17 protein-coding genes are annotated in these 19,157 nt (G+C 67.8%); 7 read left to right on the forward strand and 10 right to left on the reverse strand.

Going from position 1 to position 19,157, the window contains the following annotated elements; translation table 11 throughout:
• Positions 1-25 precede the first annotated feature (25 nt).
• A complete protein-coding gene (locus D3869_RS11060; protein ID WP_137140090.1) occupies positions 26-508 on the reverse strand; it encodes a bacteriohemerythrin in 483 nt (160 codons plus the stop codon).
• 197 nt (positions 509-705) lie between these two features.
• Here D3869_RS11060 and D3869_RS11065 point away from each other — a divergent pair, with 197 nt between their 5' ends.
• Positions 706-2,343, forward strand: a complete 1,638-nt coding sequence (locus D3869_RS11065; RefSeq protein ID WP_137140091.1) for a S10 family peptidase — start codon at positions 706-708, stop codon at positions 2,341-2,343.
• 112 nt (positions 2,344-2,455) lie between these two features.
• Here the strand turns inward: D3869_RS11065 and D3869_RS11070 are convergent, their stop codons facing one another.
• On the reverse strand, positions 2,456-4,321 hold the full coding sequence (locus tag D3869_RS11070; RefSeq protein WP_137140092.1) for a flagellin: 1,866 nt from the start codon (positions 4,319-4,321) through the stop codon (positions 2,456-2,458).
• Positions 4,322-4,701: 380 nt separating this feature from the next.
• Between D3869_RS11070 and D3869_RS11075 the strand changes: the two genes are divergently transcribed.
• Both D3869_RS11075 and D3869_RS11080 read left to right on the forward strand, forming a co-directional pair.
• Positions 4,702-5,169 carry a RidA family protein gene (locus D3869_RS11075; protein WP_137140093.1) on the forward strand — a complete coding sequence of 156 codons (468 nt, stop codon included), beginning with the start codon at positions 4,702-4,704 and terminating at the stop codon, positions 5,167-5,169.
• 89 nt (positions 5,170-5,258) lie between these two features.
• On the forward strand, positions 5,259-6,464 hold the full coding sequence (locus tag D3869_RS11080) for a GNAT family N-acetyltransferase (RefSeq protein ID WP_137140094.1): 1,206 nt from the start codon (positions 5,259-5,261) through the stop codon (positions 6,462-6,464).
• 6 nt (positions 6,465-6,470) lie between these two features.
• On the opposite strand, the gene D3869_RS11085 is transcribed toward D3869_RS11080, so the two are convergent.
• On the reverse strand, positions 6,471-6,947 hold the full coding sequence (locus D3869_RS11085) for a nucleoside deaminase (protein WP_137140095.1): 477 nt from the start codon (positions 6,945-6,947) through the stop codon (positions 6,471-6,473).
• Positions 6,948-7,127: 180 nt separating this feature from the next.
• Here D3869_RS11085 and D3869_RS11090 point away from each other — a divergent pair, with 180 nt between their 5' ends.
• Positions 7,128-8,444: a pentapeptide repeat-containing protein gene (locus D3869_RS11090; RefSeq protein WP_175426442.1), complete on the forward strand. Its 1,317-nt coding sequence runs from the start codon at positions 7,128-7,130 to the stop codon at positions 8,442-8,444.
• Positions 8,445-8,447: 3 nt separating this feature from the next.
• On the opposite strand, the gene D3869_RS11095 is transcribed toward D3869_RS11090, so the two are convergent.
• The gene (locus D3869_RS11095; protein WP_137140097.1) at positions 8,448-9,560 is read right to left on the reverse strand and encodes a CaiB/BaiF CoA transferase family protein; all 1,113 of its coding nucleotides are present in this window, start codon (positions 9,558-9,560) and stop codon (positions 8,448-8,450) included.
• 152 nt (positions 9,561-9,712) lie between these two features.
• On the opposite strand from D3869_RS11095, the gene D3869_RS11100 reads away from it, so the two are divergent.
• Positions 9,713-9,904, forward strand: coding sequence for a YegP family protein (locus D3869_RS11100; RefSeq protein WP_137140098.1), 192 nt, complete (start codon positions 9,713-9,715; stop codon positions 9,902-9,904).
• An 89-nt stretch (positions 9,905-9,993) separates the two neighbouring features.
• On the opposite strand, the gene clpA is transcribed toward D3869_RS11100, so the two are convergent.
• The 4 genes from clpA to D3869_RS11120 all read right to left on the reverse strand — a co-directional run bounded on the left by clpA (position 9,994) and on the right by D3869_RS11120 (position 14,389).
• The gene (clpA, locus tag D3869_RS11105) at positions 9,994-12,309 is read right to left on the reverse strand and encodes an ATP-dependent Clp protease ATP-binding subunit ClpA (protein ID WP_137140099.1); all 2,316 of its coding nucleotides are present in this window, start codon (positions 12,307-12,309) and stop codon (positions 9,994-9,996) included.
• A gap of 8 nt (positions 12,310-12,317) precedes the next feature.
• Positions 12,318-12,644 (reverse strand): ATP-dependent Clp protease adapter ClpS, encoded by a 327-nt coding sequence (gene clpS / locus D3869_RS11110; RefSeq protein ID WP_038529118.1) that lies wholly within the window; start codon positions 12,642-12,644, stop codon positions 12,318-12,320.
• Between the two features lie 455 nt (positions 12,645-13,099).
• A complete protein-coding gene (locus tag D3869_RS11115) occupies positions 13,100-13,585 on the reverse strand; it encodes a phasin family protein (RefSeq protein WP_137140100.1) in 486 nt (161 codons plus the stop codon).
• Between the two features lie 267 nt (positions 13,586-13,852).
• Positions 13,853-14,389 (reverse strand): phasin family protein, encoded by a 537-nt coding sequence (locus D3869_RS11120; protein ID WP_094305950.1) that lies wholly within the window; start codon positions 14,387-14,389, stop codon positions 13,853-13,855.
• Between the two features lie 420 nt (positions 14,390-14,809).
• Here D3869_RS11120 and D3869_RS11125 point away from each other — a divergent pair, with 420 nt between their 5' ends.
• Positions 14,810-15,571 (forward strand): peptidase, encoded by a 762-nt coding sequence (locus tag D3869_RS11125; protein ID WP_038529116.1) that lies wholly within the window; start codon positions 14,810-14,812, stop codon positions 15,569-15,571.
• A 231-nt stretch (positions 15,572-15,802) separates the two neighbouring features.
• Here the strand turns inward: D3869_RS11125 and D3869_RS11130 are convergent, their stop codons facing one another.
• Positions 15,803-16,525: a hypothetical protein gene (locus D3869_RS11130; RefSeq protein ID WP_247895624.1), complete on the reverse strand. Its 723-nt coding sequence runs from the start codon at positions 16,523-16,525 to the stop codon at positions 15,803-15,805.
• Positions 16,526-17,015: 490 nt separating this feature from the next.
• Here D3869_RS11130 and D3869_RS11135 point away from each other — a divergent pair, with 490 nt between their 5' ends.
• Positions 17,016-18,218, forward strand: a complete 1,203-nt coding sequence (locus tag D3869_RS11135) for a D-alanyl-D-alanine carboxypeptidase (RefSeq protein ID WP_247895625.1) — start codon at positions 17,016-17,018, stop codon at positions 18,216-18,218.
• 78 nt (positions 18,219-18,296) lie between these two features.
• Here the strand turns inward: D3869_RS11135 and D3869_RS11140 are convergent, their stop codons facing one another.
• A complete protein-coding gene (locus D3869_RS11140) occupies positions 18,297-19,133 on the reverse strand; it encodes a substrate-binding domain-containing protein (RefSeq protein WP_137140103.1) in 837 nt (278 codons plus the stop codon).
• Between the last annotated feature and the right edge of the window lie 24 nt (positions 19,134-19,157).

Below are 19,157 nucleotides of genomic sequence, written 5' to 3' on the forward strand. Positions count from 1 at the left end.
CCGGTGAGAGCGCGCTCCGGCGGGTTCAGACCGGAATGTTGGGGAAGACGCGGCCGGACAGTTGGGCGTCGGCCAGCTCCGCCGGGACGGCGTCACGCTCCTTCAGCCAGCGGGCGAACTGGCGGTCGGCGGAGTTGATGTGCAGCATCAGCCATTGCGGCAGGAAGGTCGCCAGATACTCGGCGATGTTTTCCTCCGGCACGTTGCCGGTGGTGAATGCGTGCAACTGCTCCCACGCCAGGGAATGCTGGACCAGATGGTCGGCCAGGAAGGGATAACCGGCCTGCTCCATCACCTTCTGCTCGCTCGCGAAGTGAATCTCCGTATAGACCACCGCATCGGCCAGTGTGCGATAGACCTCCTCGCGGGAGCGGCCTTCGGCAACGGCGACATGGAACGCCTGGACCAGTTCGATCCAATGCTTGTGCTGCTCGTCGATCTCCTCGACGCCCAACGCAAGATCGTCGCTCCAGACGAGATCCTGAAAATTCTCGGTGGGCATGTCCATAATCGCGATGACTCGGCTTAAGGTGGTGGAAGCTGGGCATCATAAACACGGTCGTATGTGCATCAATGGTCTGAATTGAGATAAATTGTCGCGGTTTCGGTGGCAGGCCATGGCGCAGGCCGAAAGGGTGTGTCCTTGCCGGACGCCGGGTGCGGGTCAATATGCGGGCCTGTGACGCACAGCCGACGGAATGCGCCATGCGACGTGCCATGAACCGCCGCCTCCGCCTTTTGCCTCTGCTCGCCGCGCTGGCGCTTCCGCCGCTCCATGTCGCGAGCGCCCAGAACGCGGCGCCCCAGAACGCGGCGCCCCAAAACGCACAGCCCCAGAACGGGGCGCCTCAGAACGCACCGGCCCGGAACGAGCAGAACCAGGGCGCCCCGAAGCCGGCGGAGCGGGCCACCGGCGGGTTCGACGCCCAGCGCAGCGAGACCAGGCACCAGCTTCCGTTGCCGGCCGGTCCGCTCGCCTACACCGCGGTGGCGGAGTTCCTGCCCCTGCGCGACGGCCCGCGCGAGGAGGTCGCGGCCCGCGTCTTCACCGTCTCCTACACATTGGACGGGGCGCCCCGCGGCCAGCGGCCGGTCGCCTTCGTGTTCAACGGCGGGCCGGGGGCGTCGTCGGCCTATCTGCATCTGGGTGCCCTGGGGCCGAAGGTGGTCGGCTTCAACGAGGACGGGTCGCTGACCCGCCCGCCGGCCCCGCTGCTCGACAACCCGGACAGTTGGCTGGCCTTCACCGATCTGGTCTTCGTTGATCCGGTCGGCACCGGCTACAGCCGCGGCATCCAGCGCGATGGCGGAAAGGAGGGGGGTGGGCGTCGGGAGGAGGACCCCGGCAAGCGCTTCTGGTCGGTCGATGCCGACAGCCGGGCCATGGCGGAGATCGTCCGGCTCTGGCTGACCCGCAACGGGCGCTGGGAGTCGCCGAAGTTCCTGGTGGGGGAAAGCTACGGCGGATTCCGCATCGCCAAGATGGCAAACCAGCTGATCGACGACACCGGCATCGCGGTCAACGGGCTGATCATGGTGTCGCCGGTGGTGGACTTCGCCACCATCCGCGGTGGCGGCGGGCTTCTGGTGCCGGCGCTGCGGCTGCCCTCCTACGCCGCCTCCGCCGCGGCCAACGGGCTGGTTCCCGGCACGCCGGAGCAGGCAGCGGAAGCGGCGGAGCGCTACGCCGTCACCAGTTATCTCACCGGGCTGGCCGGGCTGGACTACCGCCGGCCCGGCGCGGCGCGGGACTTCTTCGCCGAGGTGGCGCGGACCATCGGCCTGCCGGAGGAACTGGTCACCCGCTTCCGCGGCGAGATCCCCACCGACGTCTTCGCCCGCGAGCTGCTGCGTGGGCGCGGGCGGGTCGCCAGCGTCTATGACGGCACCTTCACCGCCGCGGACCCCGATCCGTCGGCGGCGCGCCTTCCCTTCGATCCCTTTCTGAAGGGCACGGTGCCGACCTACACCACCGCCTTTGCCGCCTACGCCCACGAGTGGCTGGGCGTGCGGACGGAGGTGCCGTTCGACCTGCTCAGCGACCGGGTCAACCGGGGCTGGGAATGGCCGCGCTCGGGCCAGCCCAGCGCGGTGGACGACCTCCAGGCCGCCCTGACCCTGCAGCCCGCTCTCCGGGTGCTGATCGCCCATGGGCGCACCGACCTGATCACCCCCTACATGGCATCGCGCTGGGTGGCGTCCCGCCTGGAACTGCCGGATGGGCAGGCCGACCGGGTCGCCGTGACCGTGTATGACGGCGGTCACATGATGTACACGCGGGCGCCCGAGCGCGCGAAGCTGGCCGCCGACGCGCGCGCCCTGGTCGAGGCCGCCTTGCGGTAGGGCCCCCCTGGGGCGGGGCGGGCCAGGGGCCAAAAGAAACAGGCGCCCCGGTGGGGGCGCCTGCTGCGCAATGCCTTGCCTTGGCCTGTGGTCGCCGGCTGGACCTTGCCGGTTAGAACAGACGCAGGATCGACTGCTGCGACTGGTTGGCCAGCGAGAGGGCGATGGTGCCGAGCTGCTGACGGGTCTGCAGCATCAGCAGGCTCGCGCCTTCCTCGTTCTGGTCGGCCAGCGTCAGCTTGTTGGCGCCTTCGACCAGCACGTCGCTGAACTCCTTGGTGAAGGTTTCGCGGGTCGTGATGATGTTCAGGTTGGTCGACAGCGTCTGCGAGGCCGACCGCAGGGTCTGCTTCGCGTAGTCGATGCCGGCAACCGCCTTGTCGATGTCGGCGCGGTCGGTCCAGTCGTTCTGCGCGTAGTCCAGACGCAGGCCCTGGCCGCTGGAGGTCAGGTTCTGGGCCTTCACCGTGATCGCGTTGGTGTTGCGCTCGTTGAGCTGCACCGTCAGATCGTTCGACGTGTTGGCGTCGGTCACCTGCACCGAGACCAGGTTGGCCGCCGAGTTGGCTTCCGCCGCCTGCTTGATGCTCTTCTGATCGACGTTGAAGCGCACCGTGCCGGTGTCGAACGCGAAGGAGTTCTCGCCTTCCGCCAGCTTGCCCTCGCCGCGGTTGGCCATGCCGTCGCGGGTCACCGTGGCGCCGTTCAGGTTGCTGACCTGGATCTGGATGTCGACCTTCTTCTCGATGACCGAGATGCCGTTGCCGCTGTTGGCGGCCTGCTCCAGCAGATTGCGGTCCACCGTGAAGGACACGATGGTGCCCGACGCGAAGCTCTCGGAGATGCGCTTGGTGAGGGCGTTGTCGGCGGTGGCCTTGACGGTCATCTCACGGGCGGAGTTGCTCGTCGTCGCGCCTTCCAGCGTGATCGTGCCGGTCGTGCTGACCGTGACGGTCTGGACGTCCTTGCCGCTGAGGCGGCCGCTGGCGCCCAGCGCGCTGTTGATCGACGCCTTCAGCTGGTTGGCGATGTTGACGCGGGCGGTCTGGCCGATCGCCACGTCGCCGGCGGTGGCGGTGTAGGTGAAGGTCTGGTCTTCGACGGTGATCGTGAAGCTGTCGCCGGCCTCGATCGTGCCGCCCATCGACACCTGGGTGAGCTGCGCGGTGCCCGACTTGGCCGCCCGGGTCGTGTTGGCGGCCATGGTCTGGCTGTTGTCGAAGTAGGTGATCGTGCGCGACTCGTTGCCGTCCGTGATGATGAAGGAGCGCTCACGGCCCTTCGCGCCGCGGACCTCGATCTGCACGTCGGAGAAGCTGCCGAGCGAGGTGGCCATCGTGCCGGACAGCTTCAGGCCGACCAGGCCATGGGCCATCTCGGCGCTGTTGATCTCGCCGGCCGCGCCCTCGATGGAGCCGTCGCCCTTGACGCGCACCGTGTAGGTGTCGGTCGACACCACGTTGGTGACGCGGGCGTTCTCGATGCCCTGGATGGTGTTGACGGCGCGGCGCGACTCGCTGGTGGAGTCCAGGCGCAGGCCGTTGCCGGCCAGCAGGTTCTTGCCGGCATAGCCGCTGTCGCCGGCCAGCTTGTCGATCTGTTCCTTCAGCGCGTTGAACTGGGCGGCCAGCGTCTTGCGGGTGGCGACGGAGCCGGCGTCGGTGCCCAGAGCGGAGTAGGCGGCGGTGGTCAGGCCGCGCGCCTGCTCGATCATGCTTTCGATCGCGGTCACGCCCTTGTCGGCGGCCTTGATGGTGCTGATCGACTGACCCATGGCGTCCTTCAACGACGACAGGTCACCGGCGCGCTGGGTCAGGCTCTTCGCTGCGAAGAACGACGTCGGGCCGTCGAGCGCCGAATTGATCTTGTTGCCGGTCGAGAGGATGTTCTGCTTGACACCGATCTTGTCGTTCACGCTCTGCAGTTGCAGCAGATTCGTGCGCATCGACGCGGTGAGGGTGACGTCGTTGATGGCCATGGTTCCAAGTCTCCTTCTGAGGCTCGCCCCGCGGCTGGTGCTTGAAACCGAAGCGAGGCAACGTGCATTTGCGCGACCCACCTCTATCAAGACCCGTGCCAGTTCGCGGATCTTCCGGTAAAGCGTTGATTTTAATGATTTTTATAGGGGATTGCGCGGTGGGCCGATCATGGCCGGCCGGACGGTCCTTCCCACGGCGGCGGAAAGTTTTGCCGGGCAGAAAGGGTGTTGCGCCCCGGACTCCGGGACAAAACTACCCAGTTGGGGGTGCCGCCGGGGTGCCGGTAAGCTCTTGGTGCCGGTGGCGGAGGGGGCTATCGTCGGGGGGCGCCACCCATCAGGGCATTCTCGGCGCCCGCAATGGAGAGGGAGGGATGAGCATGGCCGGACGCATCGAGGCGCGGCTGAAGGAATTGGGGATCGAGCTGCCGCAGGCGGCGGCTCCGGTGGCGGCCTATGTGCCCTACACCCAGTCGGGCAACACGCTCTACGTGTCGGGGCAGGTCACCGTGTGGAACGGCGAGCGCCGCTTCATCGGCAAGCTGGGCCAGGACTTCACGGTGGAGCAGGGGCAGCAGGCGGCACGGCTGTGCGCGCTGAACATCATCGCCCAGGCGAAGGCCGCCTGCGGCGGCGATCTCGACCGGGTGGTGCGCGTGCTGCGGCTGGGCGGCTTCGTCAACGGCACGCCGGACTTCCACGACCAGCCGCTGGTCATCAACGGCGCGTCGGAGCTGATGATGCAGGTGTTCGGCGATGCCGGGAAGCACGCCCGCGCCGCGGTCGGCGCCCCGTCGCTGCCGGGCAACGTGGCCGTCGAGGTGGACGCCATCCTCGAACTGGCCTGATCCGGGGTTCCGACCGGGGGAGGAGCCAGCCTCTTGCCGCGGCGCGGCAAAGCGCCCACCTCCCTCGGCGTACCCGCGAAGGAGAGACCATGCCCGACGGCAAGGACAGGGGCCCCGGCGCCGCCCCCGGTGCCGGGGAGACCATCACCGTCAAGGTCCTGACCGGCATCGGCCAGGCCGACCCGAAGGAATGGGACGCCTGCGCCGGACCGGACAACCCGTTCCTCAGCCATGCCTTCCTGCTGGCGCTGGAGGAATCGGGATCGGTCACCGGGCGCACCGGCTGGCAACCCAGCCACCTCACCGCCCTCGACGGGGCGGGGCGGATCATCGGGGCGGTGCCGCTCTATCTGAAGAACCACTCCTACGGCGAGTATGTCTTCGACCATGCCTGGGCGCACGCCTACGAGCGGGCGGGCGGGCAGTATTACCCGAAGCTGCAATGCGCCGTGCCCTTCACCCCGGTGCCGGGGCCGCGCCTTCTCGTCCGGCCCGGCGCCTCGGCACAGGGGACGGAGGCGGTCGCCGGCGCCCTGATCCAGGGGATGGAGGAGGTGGCGCGGCGCTATGGCGTCTCCTCGGTCCATGTCACCTTCCCGGAGGAGGGCGATTGGCGCCGCCTCGGCGAGGCCGGCTGGCTGCTCCGCGAAGGCGTGCAGTATCATTGGGAGAACCGTGGCTACGCCCGCTTCGACGACTTCCTGGAAACCTTGAACAGCCGCAAGCGCAAGGCCATCCGCAAGGAGCGGCGCGAGGTGGCGGAGAGCGGCGTCCGCCTGCACAGCCTGACCGGCGCCGACCTGAAGCCGGAGCATTGGGACGCCTTCCACCGCTTCTATCTGGAGACCGCCGACCGGAAGTGGGGCGGCGGCTATCTGAACCGCGCCTTCTTCCGCTTGCTCGGCGAGACCATGGCCGACCGGGTTATGCTGGTCATGTGCGAGGACGGCGGGGAATGGGTGGCCGGGGCCCTGAACCTGATCGGGACCGACGCCCTTTATGGCCGCAACTGGGGCTCAGACGGCAGCTACCGTTTCCTGCATTTCGAGGCGTGCTACTACCGCGCGCTGGACTTCGCCATCGAGCGCGGCCTCGGCCGCGTCGAAGCCGGTGCCCAGGGCGAGCACAAGATCCAGCGCGGCTACCTGCCGGTGCCGACCTACAGCGCCCACTGGGTGGCCGATCCCGGCTTCCACCGCGCCATCGCCGATTACCTGCGCCGCGAGCGGCCCGGCGTGGCGGCGGAGCGCGAGGCGCTTATGGAGCTGTCGCCCTATCGCCGGGACGATCAATAGACCCGCTCAGTAGGGAACGCGGTCGGGCCGGGCCGCCCATTCGTCGAAGACGGCGCGCGCCTCGTCGGCCAGCAGGCGTTGCATGGGGATGGCCCGTCGCTCCAGCGGCAGGGGGATCTCGGTGTAGAGGAAGGCGTCGTCGAAGCCGATGGCCGCCGCGTCGTCGCGCGCGTTGGCGTAGACGATGCGCTCGATCCGCGCCCAGTAGATGGCCGACAGGCACATCGGGCAGGGCTCGCAGCTCGTGTAGACGGTCGCCCCGGCGAGGCTGAAGCTGCCGAGGTCGCGGCAGGCGTTGCGGATCGCGACGACCTCGGCGTGCGCCGTCGGATCGTTGGTGGACGTCACGCAGTTCCAGCCCTCGCCGATGATCCGGCCGTCCCGCGCGATGACCGCGCCGAAGGGGCCGCCGGCGTCGCCCTGCATGTGGGTGCGGCTGAGCGCGATGGCGCGGCGCAGGCAATCCGTGTCGAAACTCGTCATGCTTTCCCTCTTCGAAACCCTAACCGCGTTGTGGTTCAATGGTTTGGTGACTGTTCCATGGCTCTGGTCCGGCATGCGCCCGGGGCATTGCAGGGGTGGCGGACGATTGGGGATTTCTCCTTTACTGCCCCCGCGCAATGCGTAGTGTGGGCGGGACCAGCCGACCGACGGACCCGCCCGATGACCGACCGCACCATGGAATTCCTGAAGCAGGTGCGGGATCATCTATTCTATCTCAAACTGAGGCCGGGCGGTGTGCGCCTTCAGGCGAAGGGCGTCGATCTGTCGAGGCTGCGGCTGAAGGGCTTCAACCTGCAAACGGCCATCCTCACCCAGGGCAACTTCTCCGACGCCCAGCTCGAGGAGGTCAGCTTCGCCATGTCCGACCTGTTCGGGGCGAATTTCAGCCGGGCGAAGCTGGTGGGCTCCTCCTTCGCGCGGGCGGACCTGCGCGGGGCGAATTTCCTCAAGGCCGACCTGACCCGCACCGACTTCGAAGGAGCCGACCTGCGTCCCGGCCAGATCATGGTGCACCGCGCCGGCCGTGAGGACGAGGAGGAAGAGGAGCGGCGGCCCACCAACCTGACGGACGCCCGGATGGACGGCGTCAGCTTCAAGGGCGCCGACCTCAGCCACGCCGAGCTGGCCAACGCCTCGACGGCCGGCGGCGACTTCAGCAACGCCAACCTGTTCGCCGCCAATCTGGCCGGGGCCGACCTGACCGAGGCGAATTTCAGCGGGGCCAAGATGAAGCGCGCCGTGCTGAACGGCGCCAACCTGACCCGCGCGGTCCTGCGCAACGCCGACCTGCGCGAAGCGACGCTGCGCAACGTCGACCTGACCGTGGCCGACACGCAGGGCGCCAACCTCAGCGGCGCCGTCTACATGCGGAACGCCGACGCCTTGCCGACGCCGGTGCGCAGCGTGCTGGACGCCCACATCCTGTGGATCAACAGCGGCGGCGGGGCCGGGCTGCGGGCGGACTTCACCGGGATGGACCTGCGCGGCCTGGACCTGACCGCCTGCGACCTGTCGGGCGGGGTGTTCCGCGACGCCAACCTGGACGAGGCCCGGCTGTCCAACGCCTCGCTCTCGCTGGCCGATTTCGGCGGGGCGAGCCTGCGCCGGGCGCGGCTGGACCAGGCGGTGCTGACCGGGGCGAACCTGAGCGGGGCCGACCTGACCGGGGCGGATCTCCACGGCGGCGACCTCGGCATGGTGGATTTGCGCAACCCGGACGGCACCCCGACAGGGCGGAGCTGGCCCGCCAACCTGACGAACGCCACTCTGACCGCCGCCGACCTGCGCGGCGCCCGGCTGACCGGGGCCAAGCTGGCCGGCGCCAGCTTCGAGATGGCCAACCTCGCCTCGGCCGACCTGCGCGGCTGCGACGAGGCGGCGGCGAACCTGTCGAAGGCCAGCCTGATGGGCGCCCGCCGTGGTCCCCTGGAGGCGCGGCCGCCGCGCGACGGCGGCGGCCCCCTCATCGCCCTCTAGCCTTCACGCCCAGGCGGCGAGCACCGCGTCGGCGGTGGATTCACGCAAGGGCGCGCGCTCGGGCGGGGTCCCGCCATCGACGCGCAGGCCCATCAGGGTCTCCACCAACGGCTCCGGCCCCGGCGTGACGCGGATCTGGCCGCGGGCGGCGATGTGCGGGTGGTCCGGCATCTCCGCCAGCGTCGGCAGCGCTTCGAAGCAGCAGTCCACCGGGTCGAGCAGCGCCTTCCAGTCGGCGAGGCTGCGGCTGGCGAACAGGGTGTCCAACTCCGCGATCAAGGCAGTCTGAGGCAGCGGGTCGCCTTGCCGGGCGGTCCAGTCGGGGCGCTCCACCGCCTCGCAGAAGCCTTGCCAGAACTTGGCCTCCAGCGCGGAGAGGGTGGCGAAGCGGCCATCGGCGGTGCGGTAGACGCGGTAGCAGGCGGCCCCACCGGACAGCAGCGCCTCGCCGCGGCCCGGGACCTCGCCGCGGGCGTCGGCGGTCAGGTTGAAGCCCTGCCAGCCCAGCACCGTCTCCATGATCGAGAGATCGAGGAAGCAGCCCTCGCCGCTGCGCTGGCGCCCGAACAGGGCGGCGACCACCGCCAGCGCGGTCTGCTGCGCCGAGGCGAAGTCGGCGACCGGCGGGTGGCTGATCGAGGGACGGTCCGGCGTGCCCGAGGAATCCAGCCCGCCGCCGACCGCCATGTAGTTCAGGTCATGGCCGGCCCGCCGGGCGTAGGGGCCCGTGCTGCCCCAGCCGGACAGGCTGGCGTGGACCAGCCGCGGGTTCAGCGCGCGCAGCCGGGCGTGGCCCACCCCCAGCTTGTCCAGCACGCCGGGGCGGTAGCTTTCCACGAGGGCGTCGGCCCCGGCGATCAGCCTTTCGAAGGCGCCGCGGTCGCCCTCGTCCTTCAGGTTCAGGCGGACGACGGTCTTGCCGGCGTTCAGCAGCTTGTAGGCGGCGGTCGTGCCGTCGGCGTCGGTGGGGCCCATGTGGCGCAACGGGTCGCCGCTCGGCGGCTCCACCTTCACCACTTCGGCGCCGAGGTCGGCCAGCATCTGCGCGGCGTAGGGACCCGGCAGATACTGGCCGAGGTCGATGACGCGCAGTCCGCTCAGGAAGGGCAGGGGCATGGTGCGTTTCCTTGTTCTTCGCTTTTTGGGGCTTCGTTCCGGGGCGCCGTCGGGACGAGTGTCCGCGATGCCGCGTCCGGAATGCAACCGTCCACCCTTCACGGTCGTGCCGCCTCCACCGTCGATATCAGACCGATGGTGAGGAGGAAAACATGTCCACGGCCAAGGCACCCAAGTACAAGGTCTACAAGGATCACCGCAACGAATGGCGCTGGACCTTCCACGCCGCCAACGGCGAGACCATCGCCGTCAGCAGCGAGGGCTACACGGCCGAGCGCGACTGCCTGCACGGCATCGCCCTGATGAAGAGCTCCAGCGACGCGGTCGTCCTGGTCGAGGAGTGACCACCCGGCGGTCCGTCAGGCGCCAGCCGGCCGGGCAAAAAGAAAGGGGGCCTTGCGGCCCCCTTTTTCGCGTTCCGTGCGACGCGGCGTCATTCCGCCAGTTCGTGCACGACCTCGTCCTCGTCCTCGTCGCCGGAGCGCCGCTTGCGCGACCCCTCGGTGTACTCGAAGGCGGGCTTGTCGTCCTTCACGGTGACCTTGACCAGACCGCCCTTGGCGAGCTTGCCGAACAGCAGCTCCTCCGCCAGCGGCTTCTTCAGGTGCTCCTGGATCACGCGGCCCAGCGGACGCGCGCCGTAGAGCGGGTCGTAGCCCTTCTTGCCCAGCCACTCGCGGGCCTGATCGTCGAGTTCGATCGTGACGCCGCGGTCCTCGAGCTGCGCCTCCATCTGCATGATGAACTTGTCCACCACGCGGTTGATGACCTCCTGGGTCAGCGGCGCGAAGGGGATGATCGCATCCAGACGGTTGCGGAACTCCGGCGTGAACAGCTTCTCCACCGCTTCCATGTCCTCGCCGACCCGACGCTCGCGCTCGAAGCCGATGGCCGGCTTGGCCATGTCCGAGGCGCCCGCGTTGGAGGTCATGATGAGGATGACGTTGCGGAAGTCCACCGTCTTGCCGTTGTGGTCGGTCAGCTTGCCGTGATCCATGATCTGCAACAGGATGTTGAACAGATCCGGATGCGCCTTCTCGATTTCATCGAGCAGCAGCACGCAATGCGGATGCTGGTCGATGGCGTCGGTCAGCAGGCCGCCCTGGTCGAACCCGACATAGCCCGGAGGGGCGCCGATCAGGCGGGAGACCGTGTGCCGCTCCATATACTCCGACATGTCGAAGCGGGTCAGCTCGATGCCCAGCGTGAGGGAAAGCTGGCGGGCCACCTCGGTCTTGCCGACGCCGGTCGGGCCGGTGAACAGGTAGTTGCCGATCGGCTTCTCCGGCTCGCGCAGGCCGGCGCGGGCCAGCTTGATGGCGGAGACCAGCGCGTCGATGGCCTTGTTCTGGCCGAAGACCATGGTCTTCAGGTCGCGCTCCAGGTTGAGGAGCGTCTCCTTGTCGTCGCGGCTGACTGACTTCGGCGGGATGCGGGCGATCTTGGCGACCACCGCCTCCACGTCCTTGACGGAGATCTTCTTCTTCCGCTTGTTCTCCGGCAGCAGCATCTGCGCGGCGCCGACCTCGTCGATGATGTCGATGGCCTTGTCCGGCAGCTTGCGGTCGCCGATGTACTTCGCAGACAGCTCCACCGCCGAACGGATCGCGTCGTTGGTGTAGCTCACCCGGTGATGCTTCTCGTAGTAGGTCTTGATCCCCTGGAGGATCTTGATCGCATCCTCGACCGTCGGCTCGTTGACGTCGATCTTCTGGAAGCGCCGGACGAGGGCCCGGTCCTTCTCGAAATAGTTCCGGTATTCCTTGTAGGTCGTCGAACCGATGCAACGCAGCGAGCCGGAGGCGAGGGCCGGCTTCAGCAGGTTCGAGGCGTCCATCGCACCGCCCGAGGTCGCACCGGCGCCGATGACCGTGTGGATCTCGTCGATGAAGAGGACGGCACCTTCCGTGGCCTCCAGTTCGGAGACGACGGCCTTGAGGCGCTCTTCGAAGTCGCCGCGGTACCGCGTACCGGCGAGCAGGGAGCCCATGTCGAGCGCGAAGATGGTGGCGCCCTTCAGCACCTCCGGAACCTCGCCATGGACGATGCGGCGGGCCAGCCCCTCGGCGATGGCGGTCTTGCCGACACCGGGATCACCGACATACAGCGGGTTGTTCTTCGACCGCCGGCACAGGATCTGGATGGTCCGCTCGACCTCCTGCTCCCGTCCGATCAGCGGATCGATCTTCCCGCTGGCCGCCTTCTTGTTCAGGTTGACGCAATAAGCCTCTAGGGCTTCGCTGCCTTTCTTCACGACCTTCTCCGCCGCCGCGTCCTCGTCGGCTCCGGTAACGCGCTTCGCTTCCGAGCGGCCCGGGGCCTTCGCGATTCCGTGAGAGATGTAGTTCACCGCGTCGAAACGGGTCATCTCCTGCTCCTGCAGGAAATAGACCGCGTGGCTTTCGCGTTCAGAGAACAGGGCGACGAGCACATTTGCTCCCGTCACCTCTTCACGCCCCGACGACTGGACGTGGATGGCCGCGCGTTGCAGCACCCGCTGGAAGCCAGCCGTCGGCTTAGCATCATCGGGCCTGTTCGTGATCAGGTTCGCAAGCTCGTTGTCGAGGTAATCCGAGAGTTCGGCGCGCAGTCGGTCCAGATCGACCCCACAAGCGCGCAAGACGGCCATGGCATCGGCATCCTCGGTCAATGCGAGCAGCAAGTGTTCGAGCGTCGCGTATTCGTGCCTGCGCTCGTTCGCATGGGCCAGGGCTCGGTGCAGCGTCTGTTCCAAGTTACGCGACAGCATCTGTGGCCTTAATCCTTTTCTAGCGTACATTGCAGCGGGTGCTGGTGCTGGCGCGCAAAGTCCATCACCTGCGTGACTTTCGTCTCCGCCACCTCGTAGGTGAACACGCCGCACAAGCCCACACCCCGCCGGTGCACATGCAGCATGATCCGCGTAGCCTCCTCGCGCGACTTGGCAAAGAAGCGCTCCAAGACATGAACGACGAATTCCATAGGTGTGTAGTCGTCGTTCAACATCAAGACCTTATACATCGAGGGCTTTTTAGTCTTAGGCTTGGTTTTGATAACCACGCCCGTGGTGGTGCCCTCGTCGCCGTGCTTGTCGTTTTCGGCCATGGTCTCAACAGGTCAACATCGCGATGTACGTCGCATGAATGATATGAGAACTCCGGGCGCGGTGGGAAGGGGCCGTTTTCGGTGAGTCCCCATTTGGGAGAGGCCCATTCGGAACAAGACCTGCCCGGCTACCCCGGAATTGGTGGAAGGCATTTGAATTTGCGGCAGAACTGCCGCACCGGCGTGCCAAAAATGGCACGGCCCGCAGCCTGTAGATGTCCCTTGCGCCGAAAAGAAACAAGCCCGGCGGTCTGCACCGCCGGGCTTTCCCGGAACTTCACAATGCCGTGAGGCGGCAGGATTTAAAGCGGTACCGCCTTGCGCCGTCCGCACCCCCGGACGAGAGCGTCCCGGGGGCGGCGGAGGTGGGAGCCGCCCCGGCCCTGCGGCCGGGTCTGTGGAATTGCTGGCTCCGGGACATTTTGTCTCAGGCTGGCGTCTGGGACCGGCCTGGATCAGGCGGCCTTCGCCGCGACCGGCTTGGACAGCGTCTCGACCGTGACCTGGAGGCGGTCGTTGATCGGCGCGAAGGCGTCCTTGGCGGTCTTCAGCGACAGCTCCTGCAGCTTGGCGCTCTCCTTGACGAAGGTCTCGAAGCTCGCCTTGGCGAAGCTGCTCTGCAGCTCGACCAGCTCCTGGACGGTCTTGACGGCCAGCAGGGCCTTGCCGGTGGCGGCGCTCTTCTCCAGCGAGGACTGGGTGAAGGAGGCGACCTGCTTGCCGGCTTCCTCGGCGCCCTTGGCGACGATGGTGCCCGACTTCACGACGGCGTCGACGTTGCCCTTGGTCAGGGCGGTCAGCTCGTCGAAGCCCTTGAGGATCTGGGCCGAGGCCTTCTCGAACTGCTCCTGCTGGGCCTTGACCAGGCCGTCGACGTTCAGCTTGGCGGCGGAGACGGCGTCTTCGAAGGTCTTGGTGGCGGCGGCGAACTTGTCGGTCATGGAACGGCTCCTCGAATTTCATCGGGTTGACCCGCGCCGGACCCACCGATTGGCGACCGCGCGGATGATCCGACCACGACCCCGTGGCTTCGGGCGTCAGGTCGATGCTGCAATGCAGCATGACTAAACTTAGGGCAGGTCCCGGTGGATGTCAACGGGTTTTTGTGCGGTGCACAAAAACTTTGGCGCGTCCTGCCCGGCCCCTTTGCGCGCGGAGCCCGGCCGTCGGGAAACGGCCGGGCTCCGTGGTCTCGCCGTGCTCGCGGATCAGGCCGCGATCGGCTTGGAGAGCGTGCTGACGGTGACTGACACGCGGTCCTTCAGCGGGGTCAGGGCCGCCGTGGCGACGCGGGTGCCGATGCCCTGGAGGCGCGAGGACTCCGCGACGAAGGCGTCGAAGCTGGCCTTCACATACTCGCTCTGGAGATCGACGACCTCCTTCAGCGACTTGGCGGTCAGCAGGGCCTTGCCGGTGGTGACCGACTTGTCGAAGGAGGCCTGGGCGTAGGCGGTCACCTCGCGGGTCAGTTCCTCCGCACCCTGGGTGGCGATGCTGCCGCTCTGGATCAGCGCCTCGACGTTGGCCTTGTTCAGGGCCTGCAGCTCGGCGGAGATCTTCAGGAGTTGGGCGGACAGCTTCTCGACCTGCTCCTTGGTGGCGGAGGCGGTCTGCTCGAACGTCTTCGCGGCCTGCTCCTGGCCAGCCTTGACGAAGCCCTCGACCTGCTCCTTGGCCTGGGCGGCGGCGCTCTCGAACGCCTGGGTGGGGGCGGGGGCCGGCTTGGCCTTCGTCACGGTCGTCATGCCTTGCGTTCCTTCCTTCGTCGAAGCCCGGCGCGCATCAACCCGGACCGGCGGACCGTCCGCCTGCGGGGCGCAGACCGGCTGCGTTGGGGAGACCCGGACGGCTCCGGGCCCGAAAAATGCTGCAGTGCAGCAATGGCTAAACTATGGGCATTTATCCGTGGAGTCAACAAAGAATCTTGTGCGTCGCACAATATATCAGTTGAGCCCGGTCCCTTTGCTTATCGGTACGGCGAAAGCTCCACCGTTCCGCCTCATGGGAAAACCGATCCACTTTGGCTCGACTGGGCGGAGCCTTTACGAAAGCTTTACCGCCAATCCTGCCCAATCATACTCTGCCCGCCGAAGGGACGCGCTTCGGCCAAAGGTCAGACCAACCGCGGCGGAACGTCGCAGCTTTCAGTTCGGGAACGTTCTTTCATGACCTATTGCCTCGGCATCAAGACCCGCGACGGCCTGATCGGCCTGTCGGACGGGCGCATCACCAGCGGTTCGCAGCTCTCGTCCGCGCGCAAGGTGACCATGGTGGGCAGCGGCGGCGACCGCTTCTTCATCCTGAATTCCGGCCTGCGCAGCGTGCGCGACAAGACGCTGGCCTACCTGCGCCGCGACATGTCCCGGCGCCGCGGCGAGACCTACCCGACCATGCTGGACGCGCTGTCGGCCTTCACGGCCTGCCTGCGCCAGGTGGCGGCGGAGGACAAGGAGGCGCTGGAGGCGTCCAAGCTGGCCTTCAACCTGCACGCCATCATCGGCGGCCAGCTCGCCGAGGACCGCGAGCCCTACATGTTCCTGGTCTATCCGGAGGGCAACTGGATCGAGGTGGACGAGCGCACGCCCTACCTGTCGATCGGCGCCACCGCCTACGGCAAGCCGATCCTCGACCGCGCGCTGTCTTACAGCACGGACATGCGGACGGCGCTGAAGATCGCCTACCTGTCCTTCGACAGCACGCGCTTCTCGTCCAACGACGTCGGCTTCCCCATCGACATGGTGACCTTCAACGCCGAGGAACGGCTGTGGCGCCAGTCGAACTTCGACTACGACGATCTGGTCGAGCAGCGCCTGTGGTGGAACCGGAACATCACCGAGCTGGCCCGCCGCATGCCCGACGGCCCGTGGGTGGACACGCTGCTGGCCGCGGGCGCGCGGGCGGATGTCGCTGAGGAAGAGGTGGTCTGAGGTGTGAAGCCTTGGCCCCCTCCCTAAAGCGAACTTCCGTTCGCTTTAGACTCATAGCGCCTCATTCGCCGGCGGGCTCCGGTCGCATGTGCGACCGGGACCGCCGGCGCGGTCCAAAGCGGATTGCAATCCGCTTTAACCCTCCCCCGCTTTCGCAGGGGAGGGGACTGATCTTCCTCTCCCGCGGAAGCGGGGGAGGGCCGGGGAGGGGGGCAAGGTCAGCCCTGTCCGTTACTTCCCGGCGAACAGCCAGGAGCCGAAGGGGGCCGTCGGGCCGACCAGCCCGTCGCGGCCCACCTGGACCTCGAACACCACGCCGGCGCTGTCCACCTGTCCGCCGGTCGGCAGGGTGCGCGGCGCGTCCTGCGGGCGCGGCAGGGCGGGGTAGGGCACGCCGGTCCCCTGGCCGCTGCCGTCCAGCTCCTTCAGCGGCCCGTCGAACCGGATGTCGGAGAAGCGGTCGGACGGGTAGGGGTAGGCGTTGAAGAACCAGCTTCCCCGCCGGCAGCCGTTGATCAGCCAATAGACGCCGTTCGACGGCAGGCGCACCCCGCTCGGCGCCGGTTCGAAGGCGCCGCTCTCGTAGAGGCGCAGGACGAACAGGGCGAACTGGCGCGGCGAGAGCTGGGCCTTGGCGACCGGGCCGCGGGCGACCGCCGCCGGATCGTGCAGGTCGATGCGGGCGAGATCGGTGGCCTCCAGCACGCGCGCCTCGACCATCGCGCCGCCGGTGCCGCGGTCGCCGACGATGTCGTAGGTCCGCACATGCTTCTGATAGTCGGCGTTGAAGACCAGCCGGTAACGGTCGGTCTCCCCCTTGGTGCAGGCGGCGCGCAGGTCGTCGCCGTTAAGGTAGCTGACCCAGGTGAGCTTGCGCGCCACCGGGTTGTCGGTCGGCCCGACCGAGGCGCAGCCGGCGAGCAGTCCCGCCGCAGCCACCGTCAGCCCCGCCACCCTGGCAAATCTCCCTCTTCGTCCGTCCCGGACGGCAGCGCGCGGAGTCGTCGGGCGTCGCTCGGGCGGGCGGGTCATGAGGTGCCTCGCGTCCTGTCGAGAGGGGAAAAGGTCCTGCGCTTCCGGGAAGATGGATCGGCGGTCGCGCTCCTTCAACGCGGTTCGCCCCGTACGGGTCCGTGCCTCATCCAATTTCGTCACAGCGCCGCCGAAGAAATCGAAGCGGTAAATTAACGAATTGTCGCTAGACACTGATTTCCATGGAATTTACCATTGCGCCAAACAGCAAGTATTAGCCTTTGGCGGGGGCATCATGAACGTAACGGGCCAGACCGTTCGAAGCCTGCTTTTGGCGTTCGCTTGGCGCGGGCGCGAAACGGAGGGGGAACAGGCCACAGAACGTTTGGCGAATGGGCGTTCGACTCTGGGGGGTGGCTTCAGCATTACCCCTTTCGTTGGCAGGCTGTGCGGCACCCTGGCGGTGCTGGCGGTGACCGTCCTGGCGCCGTTGCCGGCGCTGGCCGCGAAATACGCGGCGATCGTCGTGGACGCGCGCACCGGTGAGGTGCTGCACGAGGAGAACGCCGACACCCTCACCTACCCGGCGTCGCTGACCAAGATGATGACGCTCTACCTGACCTTCGACGCGCTCGACGAGGGACGGCTGCGGCTGGACCAGGCGCTGCCGGTGTCGGCCTGGGCGGAGGCGCAGTCGCCGACCAAGCTCGGGCTGCGCGCCGGCAAGACGTTGCGGGTGGAGCAGGCGATCCTCGGGCTGGTCACCAAGTCGGCCAACGACGCTTCGGTCGTGCTGGCGGAGGCGCTGGGCGGCAGCGAGGCCAAGTTCGCCGAGATGATGACCCGCAAGGCCCGCGAGCTGGGGATGCGCAACACCGTGTTCCGCAACTCCAACGGCCTGCCGAACATGCAGCAGGTGACCACGGCGCGCGACTTCTCGATCCTGTCGCGGGCGATGCTGTCGGACCACTCCCGCTATTACCCCTATTTCAGCCGCCGCGCCTTCGTCTATGGCGGGCGCAGCCTGAACAACCACAACCGGCTGATGTCGCGCTACGAGGGCATGGACGGCATCAAGACCGGCTACACCGTGGCCAGCGGCTTCAACCTCGCGGCGTCGGCGGTGCGCGACGGGCGCCGTCTGGTCGCCGTGGTGCTGGGCGGCAAGTCAGCGGCCTCGCGCGACGCCCGCATGGAGGCGATCCTCGACAAGGCGTTCGACAAGCCGAGTCGCGGGTCGGAGGCGCCGGTCGTCGCCCGCGCCGGCGACGAGGACGCGCCGCGCGTCACCGCCAAGGGCAAGCCGCCGGCCAAGGCGGAGACCATCGCGCAGCTCGCCTCCACCGTTTCCACCCCCGCCGCGGTCCGTCCGCCGGCCCGCGCCCGCGACGAGGACGACGACACGGCGAAGGCCGACGGGTCGAAGTGGGGCGTGCAGGTCGGCGCCTTCTCGACGCGGGAGGCCAGCAACCGGGCGCTGACCCAGGCGACCAAGCAGGCGCCCTTCCTGCTGCGCGCCGCCAAGCCGGCGGTGACGCCGGTGAAGGCCAACGGCTCCACCGTCTACCGCGCCCGCATGGTCGGTCTGGACGAGCGCACCGCCCGCAAGGTCTGCTCGGAGCTGACCCGCAACGGACACCGTTGCGTTACGGTGTCGCCGAACGAGAAGCTGTAACCCCGCTTTTTTCCGCCATACGAAAAAGGCGCAGCCTTGGGGCTGCGCCTTTTTTCGTGTCCGCGGAGCGGGGGGCGGTCAGACGCCCGGCTCGTTGGCGTTCGGGAAGAACAGCGGGTTGCCGTTGATCGTGTAGTCCGCGATGGCCTGCTGGCCCTCGGCGGAGACCAGCCAGTCGACGAAGGCCTGCCCGTCGGCGGCCTTGACGTGGCTGAACTTGGCCGGGTTCACCAGCATGACGCCATACTGGTTGAACAGACGCTTGTCGCCCTCCACCAGCACGTCGAGGTCGCCGCGGTTCTTGAAGCTGAGCCAAGTGGCGCGGTCGGTCATGGCGTAGCCGTTCACCGCGGCGGCGGTGTTCAGCGTGGCGCCCATGCCCTGGCCGATGGCGCGGTACCAGCCGTCGCCCGCGGTGGGATCGACGCCGGCGGTCTTCCACAGCGCCTGCTCGGCCTTGTGGGTGCCGCTGTCGTCGCCGCGCGACACGAAGGCGGCCTTGGCGGCGGCGACGCCCTTCAGCGCGGCGGAGACGTCCTTGCTGCCGCCGACCTTCGCCGGGTCGGCCTTCGGCCCGACGATGACGAAGTCGTTGTACATGACCGGCTTGCGCTCGGTGCTGAAGCCCTCGGCGACGAACTTGTCCTCCGACGGCTTGTGATGGACGAACAGCACGTCGGCGTCGCCGCGCTTGGCGATGTCGATGGCCTGGCCGGTGCCCTTGGCGACCACACGGACCTCGATCCCGGTCTTCTCGGTGAATTTCGGCAGGATCGACTTGAACAGCCCCGAATCCTCGGTCGAGGTGGTGGAGGCCACGGTGATGAAGCGGTCGGCGGCGGTGGACGGCTGAACGGAGCCGAGCAGCAGAGCCGCCGCGGCGGCGCATCCCAGCACGAAAGAACGGCGCAGCATCAGGCTATCCCTCTCCATGTTTCT

Source organism: Azospirillum brasilense (assembly GCF_005222205.1).
In the GTDB taxonomy this organism is placed as follows: Bacteria; Pseudomonadota; Alphaproteobacteria; order Azospirillales; family Azospirillaceae; genus Azospirillum; species Azospirillum brasilense_G.

What these genes read in the sequence shown, in the direction of transcription:
- D3869_RS11060 (WP_137140090.1), bottom strand. Translation starts at nt 508, where the DNA reads ATGGACATGCCCACCGAGAATTTTCAGGATCTCGTCTGGAGCGACGAT.
- D3869_RS11065 (WP_137140091.1), top strand. Translation starts at nt 706, where the DNA reads ATGCGACGTGCCATGAACCGCCGCCTCCGCCTTTTGCCTCTGCTCGCC.
- D3869_RS11070 (WP_137140092.1), bottom strand. Translation starts at nt 4,321, where the DNA reads ATGGCCATCAACGACGTCACCCTCACCGCGTCGATGCGCACGAATCTG.
- D3869_RS11075 (WP_137140093.1), top strand. Translation starts at nt 4,702, where the DNA reads ATGGCCGGACGCATCGAGGCGCGGCTGAAGGAATTGGGGATCGAGCTG.
- D3869_RS11080 (WP_137140094.1), top strand. Translation starts at nt 5,259, where the DNA reads ATGCCCGACGGCAAGGACAGGGGCCCCGGCGCCGCCCCCGGTGCCGGG.
- D3869_RS11085 (WP_137140095.1), bottom strand. Translation starts at nt 6,947, where the DNA reads ATGACGAGTTTCGACACGGATTGCCTGCGCCGCGCCATCGCGCTCAGC.
- D3869_RS11090 (WP_175426442.1), top strand. Translation starts at nt 7,128, where the DNA reads ATGACCGACCGCACCATGGAATTCCTGAAGCAGGTGCGGGATCATCTA.
- D3869_RS11095 (WP_137140097.1), bottom strand. Translation starts at nt 9,560, where the DNA reads ATGCCCCTGCCCTTCCTGAGCGGACTGCGCGTCATCGACCTCGGCCAG.
- D3869_RS11100 (WP_137140098.1), top strand. Translation starts at nt 9,713, where the DNA reads ATGTCCACGGCCAAGGCACCCAAGTACAAGGTCTACAAGGATCACCGC.
- clpA (WP_137140099.1), bottom strand. Translation starts at nt 12,309, where the DNA reads ATGCTGTCGCGTAACTTGGAACAGACGCTGCACCGAGCCCTGGCCCAT.
- clpS (WP_038529118.1), bottom strand. Translation starts at nt 12,644, where the DNA reads ATGGCCGAAAACGACAAGCACGGCGACGAGGGCACCACCACGGGCGTG.
- D3869_RS11115 (WP_137140100.1), bottom strand. Translation starts at nt 13,585, where the DNA reads ATGACCGACAAGTTCGCCGCCGCCACCAAGACCTTCGAAGACGCCGTC.
- D3869_RS11120 (WP_094305950.1), bottom strand. Translation starts at nt 14,389, where the DNA reads ATGACGACCGTGACGAAGGCCAAGCCGGCCCCCGCCCCCACCCAGGCG.
- D3869_RS11125 (WP_038529116.1), top strand. Translation starts at nt 14,810, where the DNA reads ATGACCTATTGCCTCGGCATCAAGACCCGCGACGGCCTGATCGGCCTG.
- D3869_RS11140 (WP_137140103.1), bottom strand. Translation starts at nt 19,133, where the DNA reads ATGCTGCGCCGTTCTTTCGTGCTGGGATGCGCCGCCGCGGCGGCTCTG.